Consider the following 20150-nt stretch of genomic DNA (forward strand, 5'->3'; position numbering starts at 1 on the left):
GCGTATTCAGGCGCGGCGCGCCAGAAAGCCAGCCGCGTTGGACTTGAAAGGCACGAGGAGACAAGTCAAATGAACGCACCCGCTGAACTGACGGCCGAAGTACTCGCCCAGCGCCAGCGCGAAGTCGTGCAGGCGCTAATGGCGGTATTGCCGACCCATTGTTTGCTGTATCGCGAAGAAGACACCGTCGCCTACGAGTGCGACGGTCTCGCAGCCTACCGGCGTCTGCCGCTCGCGGTGGCGTTGCCGGAGACGGAATCGCAGGTCCAGCGCATCGTGCAGATCTGCCATCGCCTCGACGTGCCGATCGTGCCGCGCGGCGCGGGCACGGGTCTGTCCGGCGGTGCCATGCCCATCCGTCACGGCGTGGTGGTGTCGCTCGCGCGCTTCCGCAAGATCGTCGAAGTCGATTCGTACGCGCGGACAGCCACGGTGCAACCCGGTGTGCGCAATCTGTCCATCTCCGAAGCCGCCGCACCTTACGGTCTGTATTACGCGCCGGACCCGTCGTCGCAGATCGCCTGCACGATCGGCGGCAATGTCTCCGAGAATTCCGGCGGCGTTCACTGCCTCAAATACGGTCTCACGGTGCATAACGTGATGCGCGTGCGCGCCGTCACCATGGAAGGCGAAATCGTCGAGTTCGGCTCGCTCGCACCCGACGCGCCCGGCCTCGATCTGCTGGCCGTGCTGATCGGCAGCGAAGGCATGTTCGCGATCGTCACCGAAGTCACCGTCAAGCTGATTCCGAAGCCGCAAACGGCGCAGGTCATCATGGCCAGTTTCGACGACGTCGTGAAAGGCGGCGACGCGGTCGCCGGCATCATTGCGGCGGGCATCATCCCGGCGGGACTGGAGATGATGGACAAGCCGGCCACGCGCGCCGTCGAGGAATTCGTCCACGCGGGCTACGATCTCGACGCGGCGGCGATCCTGCTGTGCGAATCGGACGGCACGCCTGAAGAAGTCGCCGATGAAATCGTGCGCATGACAGCGGTGCTGCGCGAACAGGGCGCCACCCGCATCCAGATCTCCCGCTCGGAGAACGAACGGCTGCGCTTCTGGTCGGGGCGCAAGAATGCGTTCCCGGCCGCCGGGCGCATTTCACCCGACTATTACTGCATGGACGGCACCGTACCGCGCCGCAGTATCGGACCGTTGCTGGCGCGTATCGAGGTCATGGAGAAGACCTACAACCTGCGCTGCATCAACGTATTCCATGCGGGCGACGGCAACATGCATCCGCTGATCCTGTTCAACGGCAACGACCAGGACGAGTGGCACCGCGCCGAAGCGTTCGGTTGCGACATCCTCGAAGCGTGCGTGGAACTGGGCGGCACGGTGACTGGTGAGCACGGTGTGGGCATCGAGAAGATCAATTCGATGTGCGTGCAGTTTTCGCCCGAAGAACGCGACACATTCCACGCGGTCAAGCGGGCTTTCGACGCGCCCGGCCTGCTCAACCCCGATAAGGGCATTCCCACGCGGGCGCGCTGCGCCGAATACGGCAAGATGCATGTGCGCGGCGGCCTGCTGCCGCATCCGGAGTTGCCCCGCTTTTAACACTGTGTTGCCCGCCGACGCATCACGCGCAGCCCGCGTGGGCGTCAGTTTTCCTGCTCTCACCCTGATTACCCGATGCGGGTCCGCTCCTGGTTGCCAGCGAGCCCCCGCCCGGTACAATCAATCGAAACACAACGAAGCAGGACACCATGGAAGAGGACGACATCGTCACCGTGTGGTCGGACCGTGTGCGGTCGGCCAGCGCCGAGGGGCGCGCGTTGCGCATCCGTGGCGGCGGCACCAAAGACTGGTACGGTCAGACGCTGGAAGGTGACATCCTCGACACGCGCGCTTATCGCGGCATCATCGCGTACGATCCGGCGGAGCTGGTCATCACCGCGCGCGCGGGCACGCCCCTGCTGGAGATCGAGGCCGCGCTCGCCGACCATCATCAGATGCTCGCCTTCGAACCGCCGCACTTCGGGCCGCAGGCCACCTTCGGCGGCTGCATCGCCGCGGGCATTGCCGGTCCGCGCCGCCCGTCGGCCGGCGCGGCGCGCGACTTCGTGCTCGGCGCCGTGATCATGAACGGCCAGGGCCAGAAGCTGCATTTCGGCGGCCAGGTGGTGAAGAACGTCGCGGGCTATGACGTTTCGCGCCTGATGGCCGGCTCGCTCGGCACGCTGGGACTGATCCTGGAACTGTCGATCAAGGTGCTGCCGTTGCCGCAGGCGGAAGCCACGCTCAAATTCGACATGAACGGCACCGACGCGGTCCGTAAGCTCAACGAATGGGGCGGGCGGCCGCTGCCGATTACCGCGAGCGCCTGGCGTCATGGCACGCTGGCCGTGCGCCTCGCCGGCGCCGAGGCCGCAGTCAAGTCGGCAAAGGTGGCGCTCGGCGGCGAAGTCGTCGATGCGGTCGAAGCCGAACGGTTCTGGGCGGGCCTGCGCGAGCAGACCGACTCGTTCTTCGCCGCCATTCCGCCGCGCGCCGCGCTGTGGCGCCTCGCACTGCCTTCGATCACGGAGCCGCTGCAACTGCCCGGCGCGCAACTCATGGAATGGGGCGGCGGCCAGCGCTGGTGGATCACCGACACCGACGCGCAAACCGTGCGAATCAGCGCCAAGCAGGCCGGCGGCCACGCCACGATTTTCCGCACCGGTCACGGCTACGACCGCGGCGCCGGTGTGTTCACCCCGCTTCCCGCGCCGCTGATGAAAATCCATCGAGGCCTGAAAACCGCCTTCGACCCGGCCCGCATCTTCAATCGCGGCCGTCTCTACCCCGACTTCTGAGCGACGCGATGCAAACCAACCTCGCGGACTTCATTCGCAACACGCCCGATGGCGACGAAGCCGACGGCATCTTGCGCAATTGCGTGCATTGCGGTTTCTGCACGGCCACTTGCCCGACCTATCAGATACTCGGCGACGAACTCGACGGACCACGCGGACGCATCTATCTGATCAAGCAGATGGTCGAAGGCGCGCCGGTCACGCGCAGCACTCAGGTGCACCTCGACCGCTGCCTGACCTGCCGCAACTGCGAAACGACCTGCCCGTCCGGCGTGCAATATGGCCGGCTGGTGGAAATCGGCCGCAAGCTCACTGAAGAAAAAGTCACGAGGCCGTTCAGTCAACGGCTGGTGCGGCGCATGCTCGCGAGCTTCGTGCCGAACAGCGCGCTCTTCACGCCGACCATGCGCATCGGCCAGCATTTTCGTCCGTTGTTGCCCAAGAAGCTGCGCGACAAGGTGCCCGCGCGGCAGCGTCCGCTCGAATGGCCGACCGCGAAACATCCACGCAAGATGCTGATGCTGGCCGGTTGCGTGCAACCTTCGATGATGCCGAACGTCAACATCGCCACCGCGCGCGTGCTCGACGCGCTCGGCGTGGAAACGCTGATCGCGCCGGATGCCGGCTGCTGCGGCGCGATCCGTCTGCATCTGGGCTACAACGATGAAGCGCTCGACGACCTGCGCGCCAACATCGACGCATGGTGGCCGTACGTCGAACAAGGAGCGGAGGCGATCGTGATGAACGCGTCCGGCTGCGGCGCGACCGTCAAGGAATATGCGCACCTGTTGCGCCACGATCCAGCGTACGCGGAGAAGGCGCGCCGCGTGGTGGAATTGACGCGCGACGTCGCGGAGATCCTGCCCGAGTTCGAAGAAGCGCTGGTCGCGGTCACGCGCCGCCGCTCGGTGCACACGGTGGCGTTTCATCCGCCTTGCACGTTGCAGCATGGTCAGCAGATTCGCGGCAAGGTTGAGCATCTGCTGGCCGCGCTGGGTGTCGAGGTGCGCCTGCCCGCGGACAGTCATCTGTGTTGCGGCTCGGCCGGCACTTATTCGCTGACGCAGCCCAAGCTCTCGTATGCGCTGCGCGATCAGAAGCTCGAACGGTTGCAGGCGCAAGAGCCGCAGGTGATCGTATCGGCGAACGTCGGCTGCATTGCGCATCTGCAAAGCGGCACGTCGACGCCGGTCGCGCACTGGATAGAACTAGTCGAGCACATGCTGTCCGTATAATCCAGTCATCGACTTTCGCTGGACTTCTGGTTCCGTCATGCCCGATCTGATTCACAACCTCGAGGCGGTGCAGCAGCGCATCGCCATGGCCGCGCACGTGGCCGGACGCGATACGCGCTCGGTCCATCTGCTGGCGGTCTCCAAGACCTTCCCCGCCGAAGACGTACGCGCCGCCTACGCAGCCGGCCAGCGCGCGTTCGGTGAAAACTACGTGCAGGAAGCCCTCACCAAGATCGAGGCGCTCGCCGATTTGCGCGCCACGCTCGACTGGCATTTCATCGGTCCGTTGCAATCGAACAAGACGCGGCCGGTCGCCGAGCAGTTCGACTGGGTGCATTCGGTCGATCGGTTGAAGATCGCGCAGCGGCTCTCGGAGCAGCGTCCGGACAACCTGCCGCCACTCAACGTATGCCTGCAGGTCAACATCAGTGGCGAGGCGTCGAAGAGCGGCGTGAGCATTCCCGAGGCGGTGGAAGTCGCGCAGGCGATCGCCGCCCTGCCGAAGCTGAATTTACGCGGCCTGATGGCGATTCCCGAGCCGACCGGCGGCATCGACGAGCAGCGCGTGCCGCATCGGCACTTGCGTGAGTTGTTCGAGCGTCTGTGTAACGACGGACTCGAACTCGACACGCTGTCCATGGGTATGTCGAGCGACCTCGAGGCCGCGGTGCTGGAAGGCGCGACGATCGTGCGCGTCGGCACCGCGATCTTCGGCGCCCGAGATTACTCCAACTGACCTTTCCGGGCCGCTTCAGGCTCTTCACGCTTTTCACGGCACTTCATTCGGAACATCATGAAAATTGCTTTTATCGGCGGGGGCAACATGGCCGCCGCGTTGATCGGCGGCCTCATTAAGCGTGGCGTCGCACCCGCTGACCTCTACGCAATCGATCCCAGCGAAGACGCGCGCAAGCGCAATGAGCAGCAATTCGGCATCAAGACCGGCGCCGCCGCGGACACCCCGCTCGCCGCCTACGACGCAGTCGTGCTGGCAGTGAAGCCGCAGATCCTGAAGAGCGTCGCCGAGACGATCGCGCCGCATCTGAACGCGTCGCAACTGGCTGTGAGCATCGTCGCGGGCATTCGCATGAACGACATGTCGCGCTGGCTGAATGGGCACAACCGTATCGTGCGCGTCATGCCGAACACACCGGCGCTGATCGGCATGGGCGTGACAGGTCTCGTCGCGACCGGCAGCGTTGACGAAGCGGGCCGCGCACTCGCGTCGCAAGTGCTCGGCGCGGTCGGCGAAACCGTCTGGTTCGACGACGAAGCGAAGATCGACGCCGTCACCGCAATCTCGGGCAGCGGGCCGGCCTACGTGTTCTATTTCATCGAGGCGTTGCAGGAAGCCGCGCGCCAGCTCGGCATGGATGACGCGCAAGGCCGCGCGCTGGCCTTGGCGACCTTTACCGGCGCGGCGCAGCTGGCCGCGAATTCCGACGAGCCGCCGAGCCTGTTGCGCGAACGCGTGACGTCGAAGGGCGGCACGACGGCGGCGGCGCTGGCGTCGTTCGACGCGAGCGGCATCAAGGATGCGATCGTGCGCGGCGTGCTCGCCGCCGATGCCCGCGCCAAGGAAATGGGCGACGAGTTCGGCAAGCAGTGAGCGCGTTCGGCGGCTGGTAGTCGAGAAGACAGAGCAATGGAAGTACGCGGCGGCACGCAGCGCCGCAAATCGAACCGGAGCGGCCTCTATTGCGCCGCAAGCGCGAAGAACGCAGCGCTGCAAAACTGAACGCCGCGGCGCTTCAATTCAAGCCGCTGCGGCGCCTACGGGATAGAAACGCAAAACTGGCGTCAAAACCGCGCAGAATCATTAAAACGAGCCCGCCGCGTAATGCGCGGCAATACCGACGAACAGCGCGCCGCCCAGCCAGTTGTTATGCCGGAACGCGGCGAAGCACGCCATCCGTTCACGGTCGCGGATCAGCGTGTAGTGATAGATCGCGCAGCCCGCGGCCGCCGCCCAGCCCAGCCAGTACAGCAAGCCGAAGCCGAGCATCACGCCAATCCCGACGTAGATCCCCAGCGTCACCGCGTAGCAAAGCATGATCGCGGCCACGTCGAAGCGGCCGAACGTCAACGCCGACGTGCGGATGCCGATCTTGATGTCGTCGTCGCGGTCGACCATCGCGTATTCGGTGTCGTACGCCACCGACCAGAACACGTTAGCCAGCAGCATCACCCATGCGAGCAGCGGCACGTGGTTCTGAATCGCGGCGAACGCCATTGGGATGCCGAAGCCGAACGCGATTCCCAGATAAGCCTGTGGAATCGCGAAGAACCGCTTGGTGAACGGATATGAACCGGCGACGAACAGCGCCGCCACCGAGAGTTCCTTGGTCAGCGTATTGAGCGGCAGAATCAGCAGAAACGCGAGCAGCGACAAAGCGGCCGCCAGCGCCACCGCTTCCCACGCCTTGATCTTGCCCGACGTGATCGGACGATTCTCCGTGCGCTTCACGTAGCGATCGAAGTCGCGATCCGCGTAATCGTTGATCGCGCAGCCGGCCGAGCGCATCAGCACCGTGCCCACGATGAAAATCACCAGCAGCGGCCACGTCGGATGACCGGCGGAGGCGATCCACAGCGCGTTGAGCGTCGGCCACAGCAGCAGCAGGCTGCCGATCGGCTTGTCCATGCGCACGAGGCGCAGATACAGGGGAAGTCGAGCGAACATGGGCGGAGTCGGTGAAGTGCGAAGACGGTGCGGCTATTTTACGGGATGCCGACGGCGGCCCGCTTTCGGGCGGGCAGGGCTGACCAGGCCGGCACCGCAAAAAACAAAGCCTCCCGTGCAGGGAGGCTTTGTGGTTATCGCACTTCAAGCGCGGACGCCGACGCCGAAACGCGGCGCCATGCGCACTCAGCTCATGCTTAAGCCAGCATCGCGCGCAGCATCCACGCGGTCTTTTCGTGCGTTTGCATGCGTTGCGTCAGCAGGTCGGCGGTCGGCTCGTCGTTGGCGGCTTCCGTCGACGGGAAAATCGCGCGCGCGGTACGCACGACGGCTTCCTGACCTTCCACCAGTTGGCGGATCATTTCTTCCGCGGGCGGCACGCCGTCCGCTTCCGGAATCGACGACAGCTTGGCGAAATCTTTGTAGCTGCCCGGCGCATGCACGCCCAGCGCACGAATCCGCTCAGCGATCGAATCGACCGCCAGCGCCAGCTCGTTGTACTGCGTTTCGAACATGAGGTGCAGCGTGTTGAACATCGGACCCGTCACGTTCCAGTGGAAATTGTGGGTCTTCAGGTACAGCGTATAGGTGTCGGCGAGCAGGCGCGACAGACCTTCCGCAATCTTCTTGCGATCCTTGTCGCTGATCCCGATATTGACGTGCTGTATGGCTGCTGCGGCTTCTTTTTTGGCCATGATGACTCCTTTGAAGAGTGATACGAACCGGTCGGCAAAGTGGCGGTCTGCGAATAGCAAGCTCGATAGCTCGAACGCTCGACAGTTTAGCTTAGAAAGCCGCCGCGTTTGTCTGACGCGTGGCCGCTTGCCACATCCACGTGCCCGGCTTCGATCAGCGCCTAGGCGTGTTGCAACGCCTGCGCGGCGATCACCGCGAGCCCGCTTGCGACGATCGCAAAACCCATTGCCTTGCGCGCCATCAATGCGTACTGCCGCGCGCTGCGTGTGGCTGACGTGCCGCCCAGCGCAGCCATCATCATCTGCATCATGATCGTGCTCCTTCGGTTCGTATCGGTACCAGCGGGACACAATTGCGTCCCGCCTTACTGCATCACTTTAACTGCTCGAATGCTGCTTACTTGTCGCGTTCCGCGAGGTCGGCCATCGCGGCGATCACGCCTTGCGCGTAAGCCGGGTCGGCGCGACGGAAATGCTCGATCTGACGCGCAACGATCTCCTGCGGCACACCGCGGATATGGCGTGCGATGTTGCCGAACAGACGCTCGCGCTGAGCCGCATCGAAGAGCGCGAACAGCATGCCCACCTGCGTGTAGTAATCGTCGTCCGCGCGATGATCGTAGCGGTCCACCGTGCCCGCCGCGAGCGGCGGTTCGGACGCGTTGGCGTCCTGCGCGAAGTCGCCGAACCGGTTCGGCTCGTAATTCACGTTGCCGCCGAGGTTGCCATCCGTGCGCATCGCACCGTCACGATGGAACGAATGCGGGCTCGGCACGCGCGATGCATTCACCGGAATCTGGTGATGGTTGATGCCGAGGCGATAGCGCTGCGTGTCGCCGTACGAGAACAGCCGGCCTTGCAACAGGCGATCCGGCGAGAAGCCGATACCCGGCACCACGTTGGCCGGCGTGAACGCCGCCTGCTCCACGTCCGCGAAATAGTTCGCCGCGTTGCGATTCAACTCGATCGTGCCGACGTCGATCAACGGATAGTCCTTCTGCGACCACACTTTCGTGACGTCGAACGGATTGAAGCGATACGTTGCCGCTTCCGCTTCCGGCATCACCTGAATGGCGAAGCGCCACTTCGGGAAATTGCCCGCGTCGATGTTGCCGATCAGATCGCGCTGCGCGCTTTCGCGGTCTTGCGCGACCACTTGTGCCGCTTCGGCATCGGTGAAGTTCTCGATGCCTTGCATCGACTTGAAATGGAACTTCACCCAGAAACGCTGGTTGTCGGCGTTGATGAACGAGTACGTGTGCGAGCCAAAGCCATGCATCTGACGGAAATTCTGCGGAATGCCGCGGTCGCTCATCAGAATCGTCACCTGATGCAGCGATTCCGGATGACGCGCCCAGAAATCCCAGGCGGCGATATTGCTGCGCATGTTGGTGTACGGGTCGCGCTTTTGCGTGTGAATGAAGTCCGGAAACTTCAGCGGATCGCGGATAAAGAACACCGGCGTGTTGTTGCCCACCACGTCCCAGTTGCCTTCCTCCGTGTAGAACTTGATCGAGAAACCACGCACGTCGCGTTCGGCGTCGGCCGCGCCACGCTCGCCGGCAACCGTCGAAAAACGCATGAAAAGCGGCGTTTCCTTGCCGGCCTCCGCGAACACCTTCGCCTTCGTGTAGCGCGAGATATCGTGCGTGACCTTCAGCGTGCCGAACGCGCCCGAACCTTTGGCGTGAACACGGCGTTCCGGAATCACTTCGCGATCGAAGTGCGCGAGTTTTTCGAGCAGCCAGACGTCTTGCAAAACAACCGGACCACGCACGCCGGCGGTCATCGAATTCTGGTTGTCGGCGACCGGTGCGCCGGCGGCATTGGTGAGCTTACGTTCGGACATGCGAGACTCCTGGGTGGCTTCTATCGAAACGGATGGTGGGGAGAGGCGCGGCGCACGGATGCCGGCGGTCATGCGTTATGCGGACAAGGCCCGATCGACCAGCAGGGAGAAAGCGGCGGTACGCACGCGGAGCATGGAAGCGACAAGACCGCGCAACGCGACGGCCGATTGTTTGGCGAGGGCGGGGACTCGTTGCAGCTTCGATCGGGTCATGATTTCCTCCGGGTCTGATGGGATCGGGCGATCCATGGAGGAAACTATAACAATGCTATCGAATTACCGTCTTTGATTAATTTTATCTATCCGATAGGATTTGCAGCTGGCGGCTCCTTGGGTAGGCGCCGGGCCGGTCGCTGGACGTGGGCAGCGAGCCGGCGTTCAGATGTGTTTGTCAGTTGACGGCGACCGGCAATTCGAGCTTCTTGACGCCTTCCAGATCACAGGAACTGATGGCGTCGCAAATGGCCTCGATGGCGGGCATGCGCGTGAAGCTTTTGCGCCAGGCCAGCACGACGCGCCGATCCGGCACGGGTTCGTCGAAAGCGACGTAGCTGAGCAGCCCCGAATCGATGCCGCCGGCGTGCGGCTTCACTTCATGCACGGACATGCGCGGCAGCACGGTAATGCCGACACCGCTCGCCACCATGTGACGAATGGTTTCCAGTGACGACCCTTCAAAGGTCTTCTGGATGCCGTCCGCGTTCTGCGAAAAGCGCATCAGTTCGGGACAGACACCCAGCACGTGGTCACGGAAACAGTGACCGCTGCCGAGCAGCAGCATGGTTTCCTGCTTCAGATCGTCGGCGTCGATTTTCAGGCGGTTTTCCCAGGCGTGACCCGACGGCAAGGCGACCACGAAAGGCTCGTCGTACAGCGGGCGCAGCATCAGGCCCGTCTCCGGAAACGGCAGCGCCATGATGGCGACGTCGATTTCGCCTTGCTTGAGCAGTTCGATCAGCTTGAGCGTGTAATTTTCCTGCAGCATCAAGGGCATTTGCGGGACGCGCTTGATCATCTGCTTGACGAGCGTGGGCAGCAGATACGGCCCAATCGTGTAGATGACGCCGAGGCGCAGCGGCCCGACCAGAGGGTCTTTGCCCTGTTTGGCGATTTCCTTGATGGCGAGCGTCTGCTCGAGAACGCGTTGAGCTTGCGTGACGATCTGTTCGCCGATCGGCGTGACGCTCACTTCGCTCGTGCCGCGTTCGAAGATCTGCACGTTGAGCTCGTCTTCGAGCTTCTTGATGGCCACCGACAGAGTCGGCTGGCTGACGAAACACGCTTCGGCGGCCCGGCCGAAGTGCCGCTCGCGAGCGACCGCGACGATGTACTTCAATTCGGTGAGCGTCATTAGGGGACCAATCAGTGCGATGAGTTTGATAGGTTCTAGTTATACACCTATAGGGTCGGTTCGCCAACTGTTTGGGCTTTTTTGCGCGGGGCGCTGGTTGGGGTTTGGCCTTTGGCCTTTGGGGTTTGGGGTTTGGGGTTTGGGGTTTGGGGTTTGGGGTTTGGGGTTTGGGGTTTGGGGTTTGGGGTTTGGGGTTTGGGGTTTGGGGTTTGGGGTTTGGGGTTTGGGGTTTGGGGTTTGGGGTTTGGGGTTTGGGGTTTGGGGTTTGGGGTTTGGGGTTTGGCCTTTGGCCTTTGGCCTTTGGCCTTTGGCCTTTGGCCTTTGGCCTTTGGCCTTTGGCCTTTGGCCTTTGGCCTTTGGCCTTTCCTTGAATTCACGGTGGTCTATTGGCGTTGCCCCTGTGCGGGGCGGCACTGTAGTGGTCCAATGGCTCTGGACACCTCTAAAGTGTAGTGGTCAAGCCTCTTTGGACACCCACAAAGAGGTTTTTCAATAAATCGAAGTTTCGTATCGCACTGGAGGCAAATTGTTTGCCGCCGAATGAATGCGCCGGTAGTTGTAGAAGTCTGCGATGTAGCCCGCGATGTCGCGGCGGGCGACTTCGTGGCTGCCGTATTCCTGTTCGCCAATCCATTCACTTTTCAGGCTTCTGAAGAAGCGCTCGACCACCGCGTTGTCCCAGCAATTGCCCTTTCTGCTCATGCTCTGGACGATCCCGTTCGCCTTCAGATCGCTCACAAAGCGCTCGCTCGTGTACTGGCAGCCCTGATCGGAGTGGAACATCAGCCCCGCTGCCGGGCGCCGCTTCTGCCGGGCCTGCTGTAGCGCCTGGATGACCAGTTCCGTATCCGCCTGCAAGGCGAACGCCCAGCCTACGATGCGGCGCGAGTGCAGATCCATCACGATGGCCAGATAGGACCACCCCTGACGCGTTCTCACATACGTGATATCGCCCGCCCATACCCGGTTGATCGCGCCCGGCTCGAATTGCCGCTCAAGCAGGTTAGGTGCAATCAGGGCTTCACCCCCGGCCTTGCGGTACCGGTGCGTTCGCCGCCTGGCCACAGCCAGTTGCGCCTCGCGCATCAGCGAACGCGCCCGGTAGCGTCCGATCGCGTAACCCTGCTGCTGCAGTGCCTGCGCCATCCGGCGACTGCCGTAACTGCTGCGGCTTTCGCTGTGAATCTGACGCACGGCCTTCAGCAGTGGAGGCGATGCGACTGGTTTGCGTGGCCGCGCAGCAAAGGCGTAATAGCTGCTTCGCGGCACTTTCAGCAAACGGCACATCAGACTCACCGGCCAGGCCTTCTTCAGCGAACGGATCACTTCGAGGAGCGATCCATTTCCTTGACGAAGAAGGCCGTAGACTTTTTTAGTATCTCGCGCTCCCGCTCAAGCTCCATCACGCGCGCTTCCAGCTCACGGATGCGTCGCTGGTCGCGCTGGATCTGCATGTCGCTGCGTGGCGGCTCAGCCTGCTGCGCACGCCACTGCGCCACCCAGCGCCGCAAAGCCGAGTCGCCCACGCCCAGCGCCTCGCAAGCCCTGGTGATCGAATAACCCTGCCCAACCACCAGTTGCACTGCCTCTGCCTTGAATTCGTCAGTCAGGTTCCGTCTGCCCATGTCTCTCACCTCAGTTGGAGAATTATCCCCTTTAGAGGTGTCCAGAGCCATTGGATCACTACAGTGCCGCCCCGCACAGGGGCAACGCCAATAGACCACCGTGAATTCAAGGAAAGGCCAAAGCCCTAAAGAACCCAGCCCCGCGCCGCAGGCAAAAAACCACCCACCCTCATGCCTTCAAATACTGCTCCCGCGCCCCCAGCCACCGCGCCAGATGCTGCAACACCACCTCAGGAAACTTCTCCAACAAAACCGCCGCAGCCTCCCGCGCGGGCTCGATCAGCCACTGATCATTCTGAAGATCGGCGAATCTGAGCATGGCCGCTCCCGACTGCCGAGCCCCCAAAAACTCCCCCGGACCACGAATCTCGAGATCCCGTCTGGCGATCTCAAAACCGTCAGTCGTCTCCCGCATGGTCTGCAGCCGCGCCCGCGCAGTCATCGACAAAGGCCCCGTATAAAGCAGCACGCAAACCGACGCCGCACTCCCTCGCCCCACGCGCCCGCGCAACTGATGCAACTGCGCAAGCCCAAACCGCTCCGCATGCTCGATCACCATCAACGACGCATTCGGCACATCGACACCCACTTCGATCACCGTCGTCGCCACCAGCAACTGCACCTCGTTGCGAGTGAACGCATCCATCACCGCCGCTTTTTCAGCGGGCGCAAGACGTCCGTGGACGAGACCGACATTCAGCTCGGGCAACGCAGCCACCAGCGTCTCATACGTCTCGACCGCGGTCTGCAACTGCAATGTCTCGCTTTCCTCGATCAGCGGACACACCCAGTACACCTGCCGCCCCGTCAACGCGGCCTCGCGCACGCGACCGATCACCTCCTCGCGCCGCGCATCGGACACCAGCTTGGTCAGGATCGGCGTGCGTCCGGGCGGCAGTTCGTCGATGGTCGAAACGTCGAGGTCGGCGTAATACGTCATCGCGAGCGTGCGCGGGATCGGCGTCGCCGACATCATCAACTGATGCGGCTGGAAGTCACGCGCGCCGTCGGCGGCGTTCTGCGCCTTGGCGCGCAACGCAAGCCGTTGCGCCACGCCGAAGCGGTGCTGTTCGTCGACGATCACGAGCCCGAGACGCGCGAACTCGACCGCGTCCTGAATGATCGCGTGCGTGCCGATCACGAGTTGCGCCGTGCCGAGCGCGGCGGCTTCGATCGCGGCGCGCTTTTCCCTGGTCTTCAGACTGCCGGCCAGCCACGCGACGCTCACGCCGAGCGGCTCCAGCCAGCCGCGCAACTTGCGCGCGTGCTGTTCGGCGAGGATTTCGGTCGGGGCCATGAGCGCGGCCTGATAGCCGGCGTCGATGGCTTGGGCCGCAGCGAGCGCGGCGACGATCGTCTTGCCGCTGCCGACGTCGCCCTGCAAGAGCCGCTGCATCGGATGAGGCTGGGTCAGGTCGAGCGCGATCTCACCGCCGACGCGCTCCTGCGCCGCCGTCAGCGAAAACGGCAGCGCCTTCAGCAAGCGCGCCACCAGCGCGGATTCGTCGCCCAGCTTGCGGCGCGGCATGGCCGGCGCCGCGCGCGTGCGGCGCTCGTCGTGCGCGCGCTTGAGCGACATCTGCTGCGCGAGCAATTCCTCGAACTTGATGCGCACCCAGGCCGGATGCGTGCCGTCGATCAACGCGGTCTCATCGGACTGCACACCTGGATGATGCAGCGTGCGCACGGCGTCCATCAGCGACGGCACGCCAAGCGGCTCCATGAACGTGCGCGCGACCGCCTCGGGCAGCAACTCCGGCAAAGACGTGCGCGAGAGCGCGTTATCGATCGATTTGCGCAGATACGCCTGCGTCACGCCCGCCGTGCTCGGGTAGACCGGCGTCAGAGCTTGCGGCAGCGGCGTGTCCTCGTCGACTACGCGCACGGCCGGATGCACCATCTCCATGCCGAAGAAACCGCCGCGCACGTCGCCGCGCACCCGCAACCGCGCGCCGATCGCCATCTGCTTGACCTGCGAGCCGTAGAAATTCAGAAAGCGCAGCACGAGTTCGTCGCCGGCGTCGTCGTGGAGCTTAACCAGCAACTGACGGCGCGGACGGTAAGCGATCTCGTTGTCGAACACCACGCCTTCGGTCTGCGCGACGCCGCCCGGCAGCAGATGCCCGATCGGCGTCAGCGAGGTTTCGTCCTCGTAACGCATGGGCAGATGCAGCACGAGGTCGATGTCGCGTGTGAGGCCGAGTTTGGCGAGCTTGTCGGCGGTTTTTTCGACGGGTTTGGCCGCGGGCTTCGTGGAGGATTTCGCGGCGGCTTTGGGCGCGGGCTTGCCGGCGGGTTTGTCGCCGAATATGCCGGCGGCTTCGGCGGCAAGTTTGTCGGCGGATTGGTTGGCAAGGCTGTCGGCGTGCTCGTTGCCAGATTTGTCGGCGGGTTTGCCGGCGGGTTTGTCGCCAACTTCGCCGACTGGCTTGCCATCAGGTTCGCCGATTTGTCGCGCGGCTTTTTCAGCGCTCTGCTCGACGTCCGCACGTACAGCCAAGCCCGCGTCGCTCACCTCCGCCACCGCCTTGCCCCGCGCGCCGCGGCGCCTGGGCTCGGCGCTCACTTCATCGGTAGCGGAGGGCAATCGGCGGTCGGACAAAGGCATGGGCTGCTTCGCAAGTACAATATCGGCTGTCAAAGGGTTCGCTGCCATACGGCGCGCGGGCTCGCGGGCCGCTCTGGCGTCCCGCAATCATAGCCGCCCGGCTCCGGCTTCGGCTCAATTCAGTTTCATTTCGCTTCCAGTCGTTCGCATGTTGACGCTTTCCGATTTCGATTTCGATCTGCCTCCCGAGCTGATCGCGCAAGCCGCGCTGCCCGAGCGCAGCGCCAGCCGCCTGCTCGAGGTGGACCATCCGGCCGACGCCACCGGCCCGGCGCGCCTGATCGACCGCCGCTTTGCCGAACTGCCCGAGTGCATCGCGGCCGGCGATCTGCTGGTCTTCAACGATACCAAAGTCCTGAAGGCGCGCTTCCTCGGCCAGAAGGCCAGTGGCGGCAAGATCGAAGTGCTGGTAGAGCGCCTCACCGGCGAGCGCACGGCGCTCGCGCAGATCCGCGCGAGCAAGAGCCCGCAGCCCGGCACCACGATCCGGCTGGCGGATGCCTTCGACGTCACGGTCGGCGAACGCGTCGAGCCGTTCTACACGCTGCATTTCCCCGGTGACTGCCTGACGCTGATCGAGCAGTTCGGCCGCCTGCCGCTGCCGCCCTACATCGAGCACGACCCCGACGCGACCGACGAAACCCGCTATCAAACGGTATTCGCGCAGAATCCGGGCGCGGTCGCCGCGCCCACGGCCGGCCTGCATTTCGACGAGGCGCTGCTGGCCCGCCTCGACGCCAAAGGCGTGGAACGCGCGACGTTGACGCTGCATGTCGGCGCGGGCACGTTCCAGCCGGTGCGGGTCGAGAATCTCGCCGAGCACAAGATGCACAGCGAGTGGTATCACCTGCCGCAATCGCTCGCCGACAGGATCGCGGCGACACGCGCGCGCGGCAACCGCGTGATCGCGGTGGGTACGACCTCGATGCGTGCGCTCGAAGCCGCCGCGCGCGACGCCGAAACCGCGGGCCGTCCACTCGCCGCCGCCAGCACGGAAACCGACATCTTCATCACGCCGGGCTATAAATTCCGCGTGGTCGACCGGCTGGTGACCAATTTCCATTTGCCGAAATCGACGCTGCTGATGCTGGTGTCGGCCTTCGCCGGCGTCGAAACGATTCGCGAGGCATATCGCCATGCGATCGAGCAGCGTTACCGCTTCTTTAGTTACGGCGACGCAATGCTGCTGACCCGGCGCGACGGATGAGACGAGCTCGACGCTGGATGGTTGAGACGCCCGGAAGCCCACGACCGACACGTCCCGGCAACGTTTTCGCAGTTCCCCAAGCCGCCGCGAACTTTTCCGGCGGCGGTTCAACATTGCGCCGGACTGTCTTCCGGTAGCACAGGAGTTATTTCATGACCGATGGTCATTCCGTTAGCCCGCGCGCCGACCACGGCGCTTACCTCCGCGATCATGTTCGCCCCGACAACGGCCTCAATTTCGAACTGCTCGGCGTGGACGGGCAGGCCCGCCGTGGCCGCGTCACGCTGAATCACGGCGTGGTGGAAACGCCGATCTTCATGCCGGTCGGCACCTACGGCACCGTGAAGGCGGTGCAGCCGCGCGAGCTGGAGGAAATGCACGCGCAGATCATCCTCGGCAACACCTTTCACCTGTGGCTGCGTCCGGGTCTGGAAACGATCGAGGCGCACGGCGGCCTGCACGGCTTCATGGGCTGGAAAAAACCGATCCTCACCGACTCGGGCGGCTTCCAGGTGTTCTCGCTCGGCGATCTGCGCAAGATCACCGAAGATGGCGTCACGTTCGCGTCGCCTATCAACGGCGACAAACTGTTCCTGTCGCCCGAAGTGTCGATGCAGATCCAGAAAGTGCTGAACTCCGACATCGTCATGCAGTTCGACGAATGCACGCCATACGCGACCAACAACGTGCCCACTTCGCACAAGGAAGCGGCCGATTCGATGCGCATGTCGATGCGCTGGGCGCAGCGCTCCATCGACGAATTCAAGCGGTTGGGCAACCCGAACGCGCTGTTCGGCATTGTTCAGGGCGGCATGTTCGAAGACTTGCGCGAGGAGTCGCTGGCGGGACTCGCGGAGAAGGATTTCCATGGTCTGGCGATCGGCGGGCTGTCGGTCGGCGAGCCGAAGGAAGACATGATGCGCGTCCTGAACCACATCGGCCCGAAGCTGCCGGCCAACAAGCCGCACTATCTGATGGGCGTCGGCACGCCGGAAGATCTGGTGGCGGGCGTGGCGGCCGGTGTCGACATGTTCGACTGCGTGATGCCGACCCGCAACGCGCGCAACGGCTGGCTCTTCACGCGTTTCGGCGACATCAAGATCCGCAACGCCACGCACAAGAATTCGCTGCGCCCGCTCGACGAGCAATGCGGCTGCTACACCTGCCGAAATTTCACGCGCGGCTACCTCCACCATCTGCATCGTGTAGGGGAAATCCTCGGTGCGCAGTTGAACACGATCCACAACCTGCACTACTACCTTGAGCTGATGCAGGAAATCCGCGACGCGATCGGCGCGAAAATGTTCGAACCCTTCCGCAAACGCTTCCACGAGAACCGCGCGCGGGGCACCGCCGAGGCGCCATGACGACGCGGACCGACGGATTCAGCCGAAGAATCCAGTCGGCCGCGCGCGGAAAACCTTACAATCAACTTTCGAGGACGGCGAAAAAGGCTTTAAACGGTTGATCGCAAAGCCGATTCGCCGTGCCGAGGCGCGTCAGGCCGGTGGTAGAATAACCGGCTGATTTTTTTGATCGTTTTGACTTATAACGGAGAGACCAACGTGTCGTTCATTTCCAATGCCTTCGCCCAAGGCACAGCAACAGGTGGCATTGAATCGAACCTGATGAGCTTCCTGCCGCTGATCCTGATGTTCGGCGTGCTGTACTTCATCATGATTCGCCCGCAAATGAAGCGCCAGAAGGAACATCGCAACATGCTCGCCGCCATGGCCAAGGGCGATGAAGTGGTGACGAATGGCGGCATCGTCGGCAAGGTGACCAAGGTGGGCGAGGCTTACGTCGGCGTCGAAATCTCGGAAGGCACGGAAATCACCGTGCAAAAGGCGTCGGTCACGACGATTCTCCCGAAGGGCACGATCAAGTCGCTGTAAGGCCTGCTCTCTCGCGTCCGGCGCGGCCTCGCCGGCGGTAGACTCACCACCACGGGCAGCGCACCGTGAACCGCCCGCGCTCATCGCCGGACGCATCGCTTCCAAGCCAACCTTCCCGTTGGACCACTCATGAATCGTTACCCCCTCTGGAAATACGCCGTGATGCTGGTGGCTCTGGTCATCGGCCTCGTGTACACGCTGCCCAACCTGTTCGGCGAAGCGCCGGCGGTGCAGGTGTCGAGCGGCAAGGCAACGGTCAAGCTCGACTCGACCACGCTGTCGGCTGTCGAAGCCGCGCTCGCCGCGAATCAGATCAAGCCGGACGACGTCACGTTCGACAACTCCGCGACCAACGCGAACATCCGCGTGCGTTTGCCGGACACCGACACGCAACTGCGCGTAAAGGACCTGCTGCAGAAGTCGCTGAACAGCGACCCGACCGACCCACAGTTCGTCGTGGCGCTGAATCTGCAAAGCGCGTCGCCGCGCTGGCTGACTGCCTTGCACGCGCTGCCGATGTACCTCGGTCTCGATCTGCGCGGCGGCGTTCACTTCCTGCTGCAGGTCGACATGGCCGGCGCGCTGAACAAGAAGCTCGATTCGGACGCTTCGGACGCGCGCACGCTGCTGCGTGACAAGAACATCCGCGACGGCGGCGTGAACCGCGTCAACCAGTCGGTGGTGATCAATTTCGCCGACCAGGCCACGGCGGACACCGCGTCGAAGCAGCTGAGCCGCGGCATCGCCGAACTCCAGTGGGCTTCGCAGCCCGGCCCGGACGGCGGCGTGCAACTGGTCGGCACGTTCACGCCGGAGGTGCAGAAAGCCGTGCAGGACGCTGCGCTCAAGCAGAACATCACCACGCTGCATAACCGCGTGAACGAACTCGGCGTGGCCGAGCCGGTGATCCAGCAGCAAGGCTCGGACCGCATCGTGGTCGAACTGCCGGGCGTGCAGGACACGGCGAAGGCGAAGGACATCATCGGCCGCACGGCCACGCTCGAAGCGCGCCTCGCCGATCCGGTCAACACGCATCCGAATCCGAACGATCCGGTGCCGCCGGGCGACGAGCTGTTCACGCAAGGCAACCAGACGCCGGTGCTGCTGCGCAAGCAGATCATCTTCACGGGCGACCGGATCATCGACGCGTCGGCGGGTTTCGACGAGCATCAACGTCCTTCCGTCAACATCCGTCTCGATTCGGCCGGCGGCCGCGCGGTGGCCAGCATCTCGCGCGACAACATCGGCAAGCCGATGGCCATGGTGCTGTTCGAAAAGGGCAAGGGCGAAGTGCTGACGGTGGCAACGATCCAGTCGGAACTGGGCGACCGCTTCCAGATCACCGGCCAGGCCACGCCGCAAGGCGCCGCCGACCTCGCGCTGCTGCTGCGCGCCGGTTCGCTGGCCGCGCCGATGGACATCATCGAAGAACGCACGATCGGTCCGAGCCTCGGCGCGGACAACATCAAGAAGGGCTTCCACTCGGTGGTGTGGGGCTTCGCGGCGATCGCCGTCTTCATGATCGCGTACTACATGCTGTTCGGCGTGATCTCCATGATCGGCCTGTCGGTCAACCTGCTGCTGCTGATCGCCGTGCTGTCCATGCTGCAGGCCACGCTCACCTTGCCGGGTATCGCGGCTATCGCGCTCGCGCTCGGTATGGCGATCGACGCCAACGTGCTGATCAACGAACGCGTGCGTGAAGAACTGCGCCACGGCGCGCCGCCGCAACTGGCGATCCAGAACGGCTACGCGCACGCCTGGGCGACGATTCTCGACTCGAACGTCACCACGCTGATCGCCGGTATCGCACTGCTCGCGTTCGGCTCAGGGCCGGTGCGCGGCTTTGCGATCGTGCACTGTATCGGCATACTGACGTCGATGTTCTCGGCCGTGTTCTTCTCGCGCGGCATCGTCAACCTCTGGTACGGCGGCAAGAAGAAGCTGAAGTCGCTGGCGATCGGTCAGGTGTGGCGTCCGGAGACGGCGCCCGCAGGCTCGGCCGCTTACCTTGGCAGCGAAGACGCCGCGACCGACACCGCGCAGGCTGTCGCCGCGGTTGCCGCCAAGCCGTCGAAGGCCAAGGCAGCGGTCGCGCAGGCGCGGGCCGGCAAGCCGACCGTGCGCCGCCGTAACGCGCAGGGTTCGTCGAATACGACGAATACGCCGCAGAAACCGGGTTCATCCCGCTGAGTCCCGGA

17 protein-coding genes are annotated in these 20150 nt (G+C 63.8%); 9 read left to right on the forward strand and 8 right to left on the reverse strand.

Annotated elements, in window-relative coordinates; translation table 11 throughout:
* Positions 1-69: 69 nt before the first annotated feature.
* The 5 genes from RI103_RS16700 to proC all read left to right on the forward strand — a co-directional run bounded on the left by RI103_RS16700 (position 70) and on the right by proC (position 5645).
* A complete protein-coding gene (locus RI103_RS16700) occupies positions 70-1563 on the forward strand; it encodes an FAD-linked oxidase C-terminal domain-containing protein (RefSeq protein WP_310813021.1) in 1494 nt (497 codons plus the stop codon).
* A gap of 149 nt (positions 1564-1712) precedes the next feature.
* Positions 1713-2801 carry a glycolate oxidase subunit GlcE gene (gene glcE, locus RI103_RS16705; protein WP_310813022.1) on the forward strand — a complete coding sequence of 363 codons (1089 nt, stop codon included), beginning with the start codon at positions 1713-1715 and terminating at the stop codon, positions 2799-2801.
* Between the two features lie 8 nt (positions 2802-2809).
* Positions 2810-4036, forward strand: coding sequence for a glycolate oxidase subunit GlcF (glcF, locus tag RI103_RS16710; RefSeq protein WP_310813023.1), 1227 nt, complete (start codon positions 2810-2812; stop codon positions 4034-4036).
* 37 nt (positions 4037-4073) lie between these two features.
* Entirely contained in the window at positions 4074-4772 is a 699-nt protein-coding gene (locus RI103_RS16715) for a YggS family pyridoxal phosphate-dependent enzyme (protein ID WP_310813024.1), read from the forward strand.
* A gap of 57 nt (positions 4773-4829) precedes the next feature.
* The gene (gene proC / locus RI103_RS16720) at positions 4830-5645 is read left to right on the forward strand and encodes a pyrroline-5-carboxylate reductase (RefSeq protein WP_310813025.1); all 816 of its coding nucleotides are present in this window, start codon (positions 4830-4832) and stop codon (positions 5643-5645) included.
* 210 nt (positions 5646-5855) lie between these two features.
* Here the strand turns inward: proC and ubiA are convergent, their stop codons facing one another.
* The 8 genes from ubiA to recG all read right to left on the reverse strand — a co-directional run bounded on the left by ubiA (position 5856) and on the right by recG (position 14847).
* On the reverse strand, positions 5856-6719 hold the full coding sequence (gene ubiA / locus RI103_RS16725) for a 4-hydroxybenzoate octaprenyltransferase (RefSeq protein ID WP_310813026.1): 864 nt from the start codon (positions 6717-6719) through the stop codon (positions 5856-5858).
* Positions 6720-6916: 197 nt separating this feature from the next.
* Positions 6917-7414, reverse strand: coding sequence for a Dps family protein (locus RI103_RS16730; protein ID WP_310813027.1), 498 nt, complete (start codon positions 7412-7414; stop codon positions 6917-6919).
* A 161-nt stretch (positions 7415-7575) separates the two neighbouring features.
* Entirely contained in the window at positions 7576-7725 is a 150-nt protein-coding gene (locus tag RI103_RS16735; RefSeq protein WP_310813028.1) for a hypothetical protein, read from the reverse strand.
* 86 nt (positions 7726-7811) lie between these two features.
* Positions 7812-9263, reverse strand: coding sequence for a catalase (locus RI103_RS16740; protein ID WP_310813029.1), 1452 nt, complete (start codon positions 9261-9263; stop codon positions 7812-7814).
* Positions 9264-9338: 75 nt separating this feature from the next.
* Complete coding sequence (locus RI103_RS16745) at positions 9339-9476, reverse strand: hypothetical protein (protein ID WP_310813030.1); 138 nt, start codon at positions 9474-9476, stop codon at positions 9339-9341.
* 178 nt (positions 9477-9654) lie between these two features.
* The gene (locus tag RI103_RS16750) at positions 9655-10614 is read right to left on the reverse strand and encodes a LysR substrate-binding domain-containing protein (protein WP_310813031.1); all 960 of its coding nucleotides are present in this window, start codon (positions 10612-10614) and stop codon (positions 9655-9657) included.
* Positions 10615-11103: 489 nt separating this feature from the next.
* A protein-coding gene (locus tag RI103_RS16755; protein WP_310812323.1) for an IS3 family transposase occupies positions 11104-12239 on the reverse strand; the annotation gives its coding sequence in 2 pieces (ribosomal slippage) (positions 11104-11981 and positions 11981-12239; 1137 coding nt in all).
* A gap of 169 nt (positions 12240-12408) precedes the next feature.
* Positions 12409-14847, reverse strand: coding sequence for an ATP-dependent DNA helicase RecG (gene recG / locus RI103_RS16760; protein WP_310813032.1), 2439 nt, complete (start codon positions 14845-14847; stop codon positions 12409-12411).
* 148 nt (positions 14848-14995) lie between these two features.
* Here recG and queA point away from each other — a divergent pair, with 148 nt between their 5' ends.
* From queA to secD, 4 genes are all read left to right on the forward strand, one after another.
* Positions 14996-16054, forward strand: a complete 1059-nt coding sequence (gene queA / locus RI103_RS16765; RefSeq protein ID WP_310813033.1) for a tRNA preQ1(34) S-adenosylmethionine ribosyltransferase-isomerase QueA — start codon at positions 14996-14998, stop codon at positions 16052-16054.
* A 152-nt stretch (positions 16055-16206) separates the two neighbouring features.
* Positions 16207-17421: a tRNA guanosine(34) transglycosylase Tgt gene (gene tgt / locus RI103_RS16770; RefSeq protein ID WP_310813034.1), complete on the forward strand. Its 1215-nt coding sequence runs from the start codon at positions 16207-16209 to the stop codon at positions 17419-17421.
* Positions 17422-17619: 198 nt separating this feature from the next.
* Entirely contained in the window at positions 17620-17949 is a 330-nt protein-coding gene (yajC, locus tag RI103_RS16775) for a preprotein translocase subunit YajC (protein WP_007179286.1), read from the forward strand.
* Between the two features lie 129 nt (positions 17950-18078).
* A complete protein-coding gene (secD, locus tag RI103_RS16780) occupies positions 18079-20142 on the forward strand; it encodes a protein translocase subunit SecD (RefSeq protein WP_310813036.1) in 2064 nt (687 codons plus the stop codon).
* The last annotated feature ends 8 nt before the right edge of the window (positions 20143-20150 follow it).

Origin of the sequence: Paraburkholderia sp. FT54 (assembly GCF_031585635.1) — a bacterium.
Lineage (GTDB): Bacteria > Pseudomonadota > Gammaproteobacteria > Burkholderiales > Burkholderiaceae > Paraburkholderia.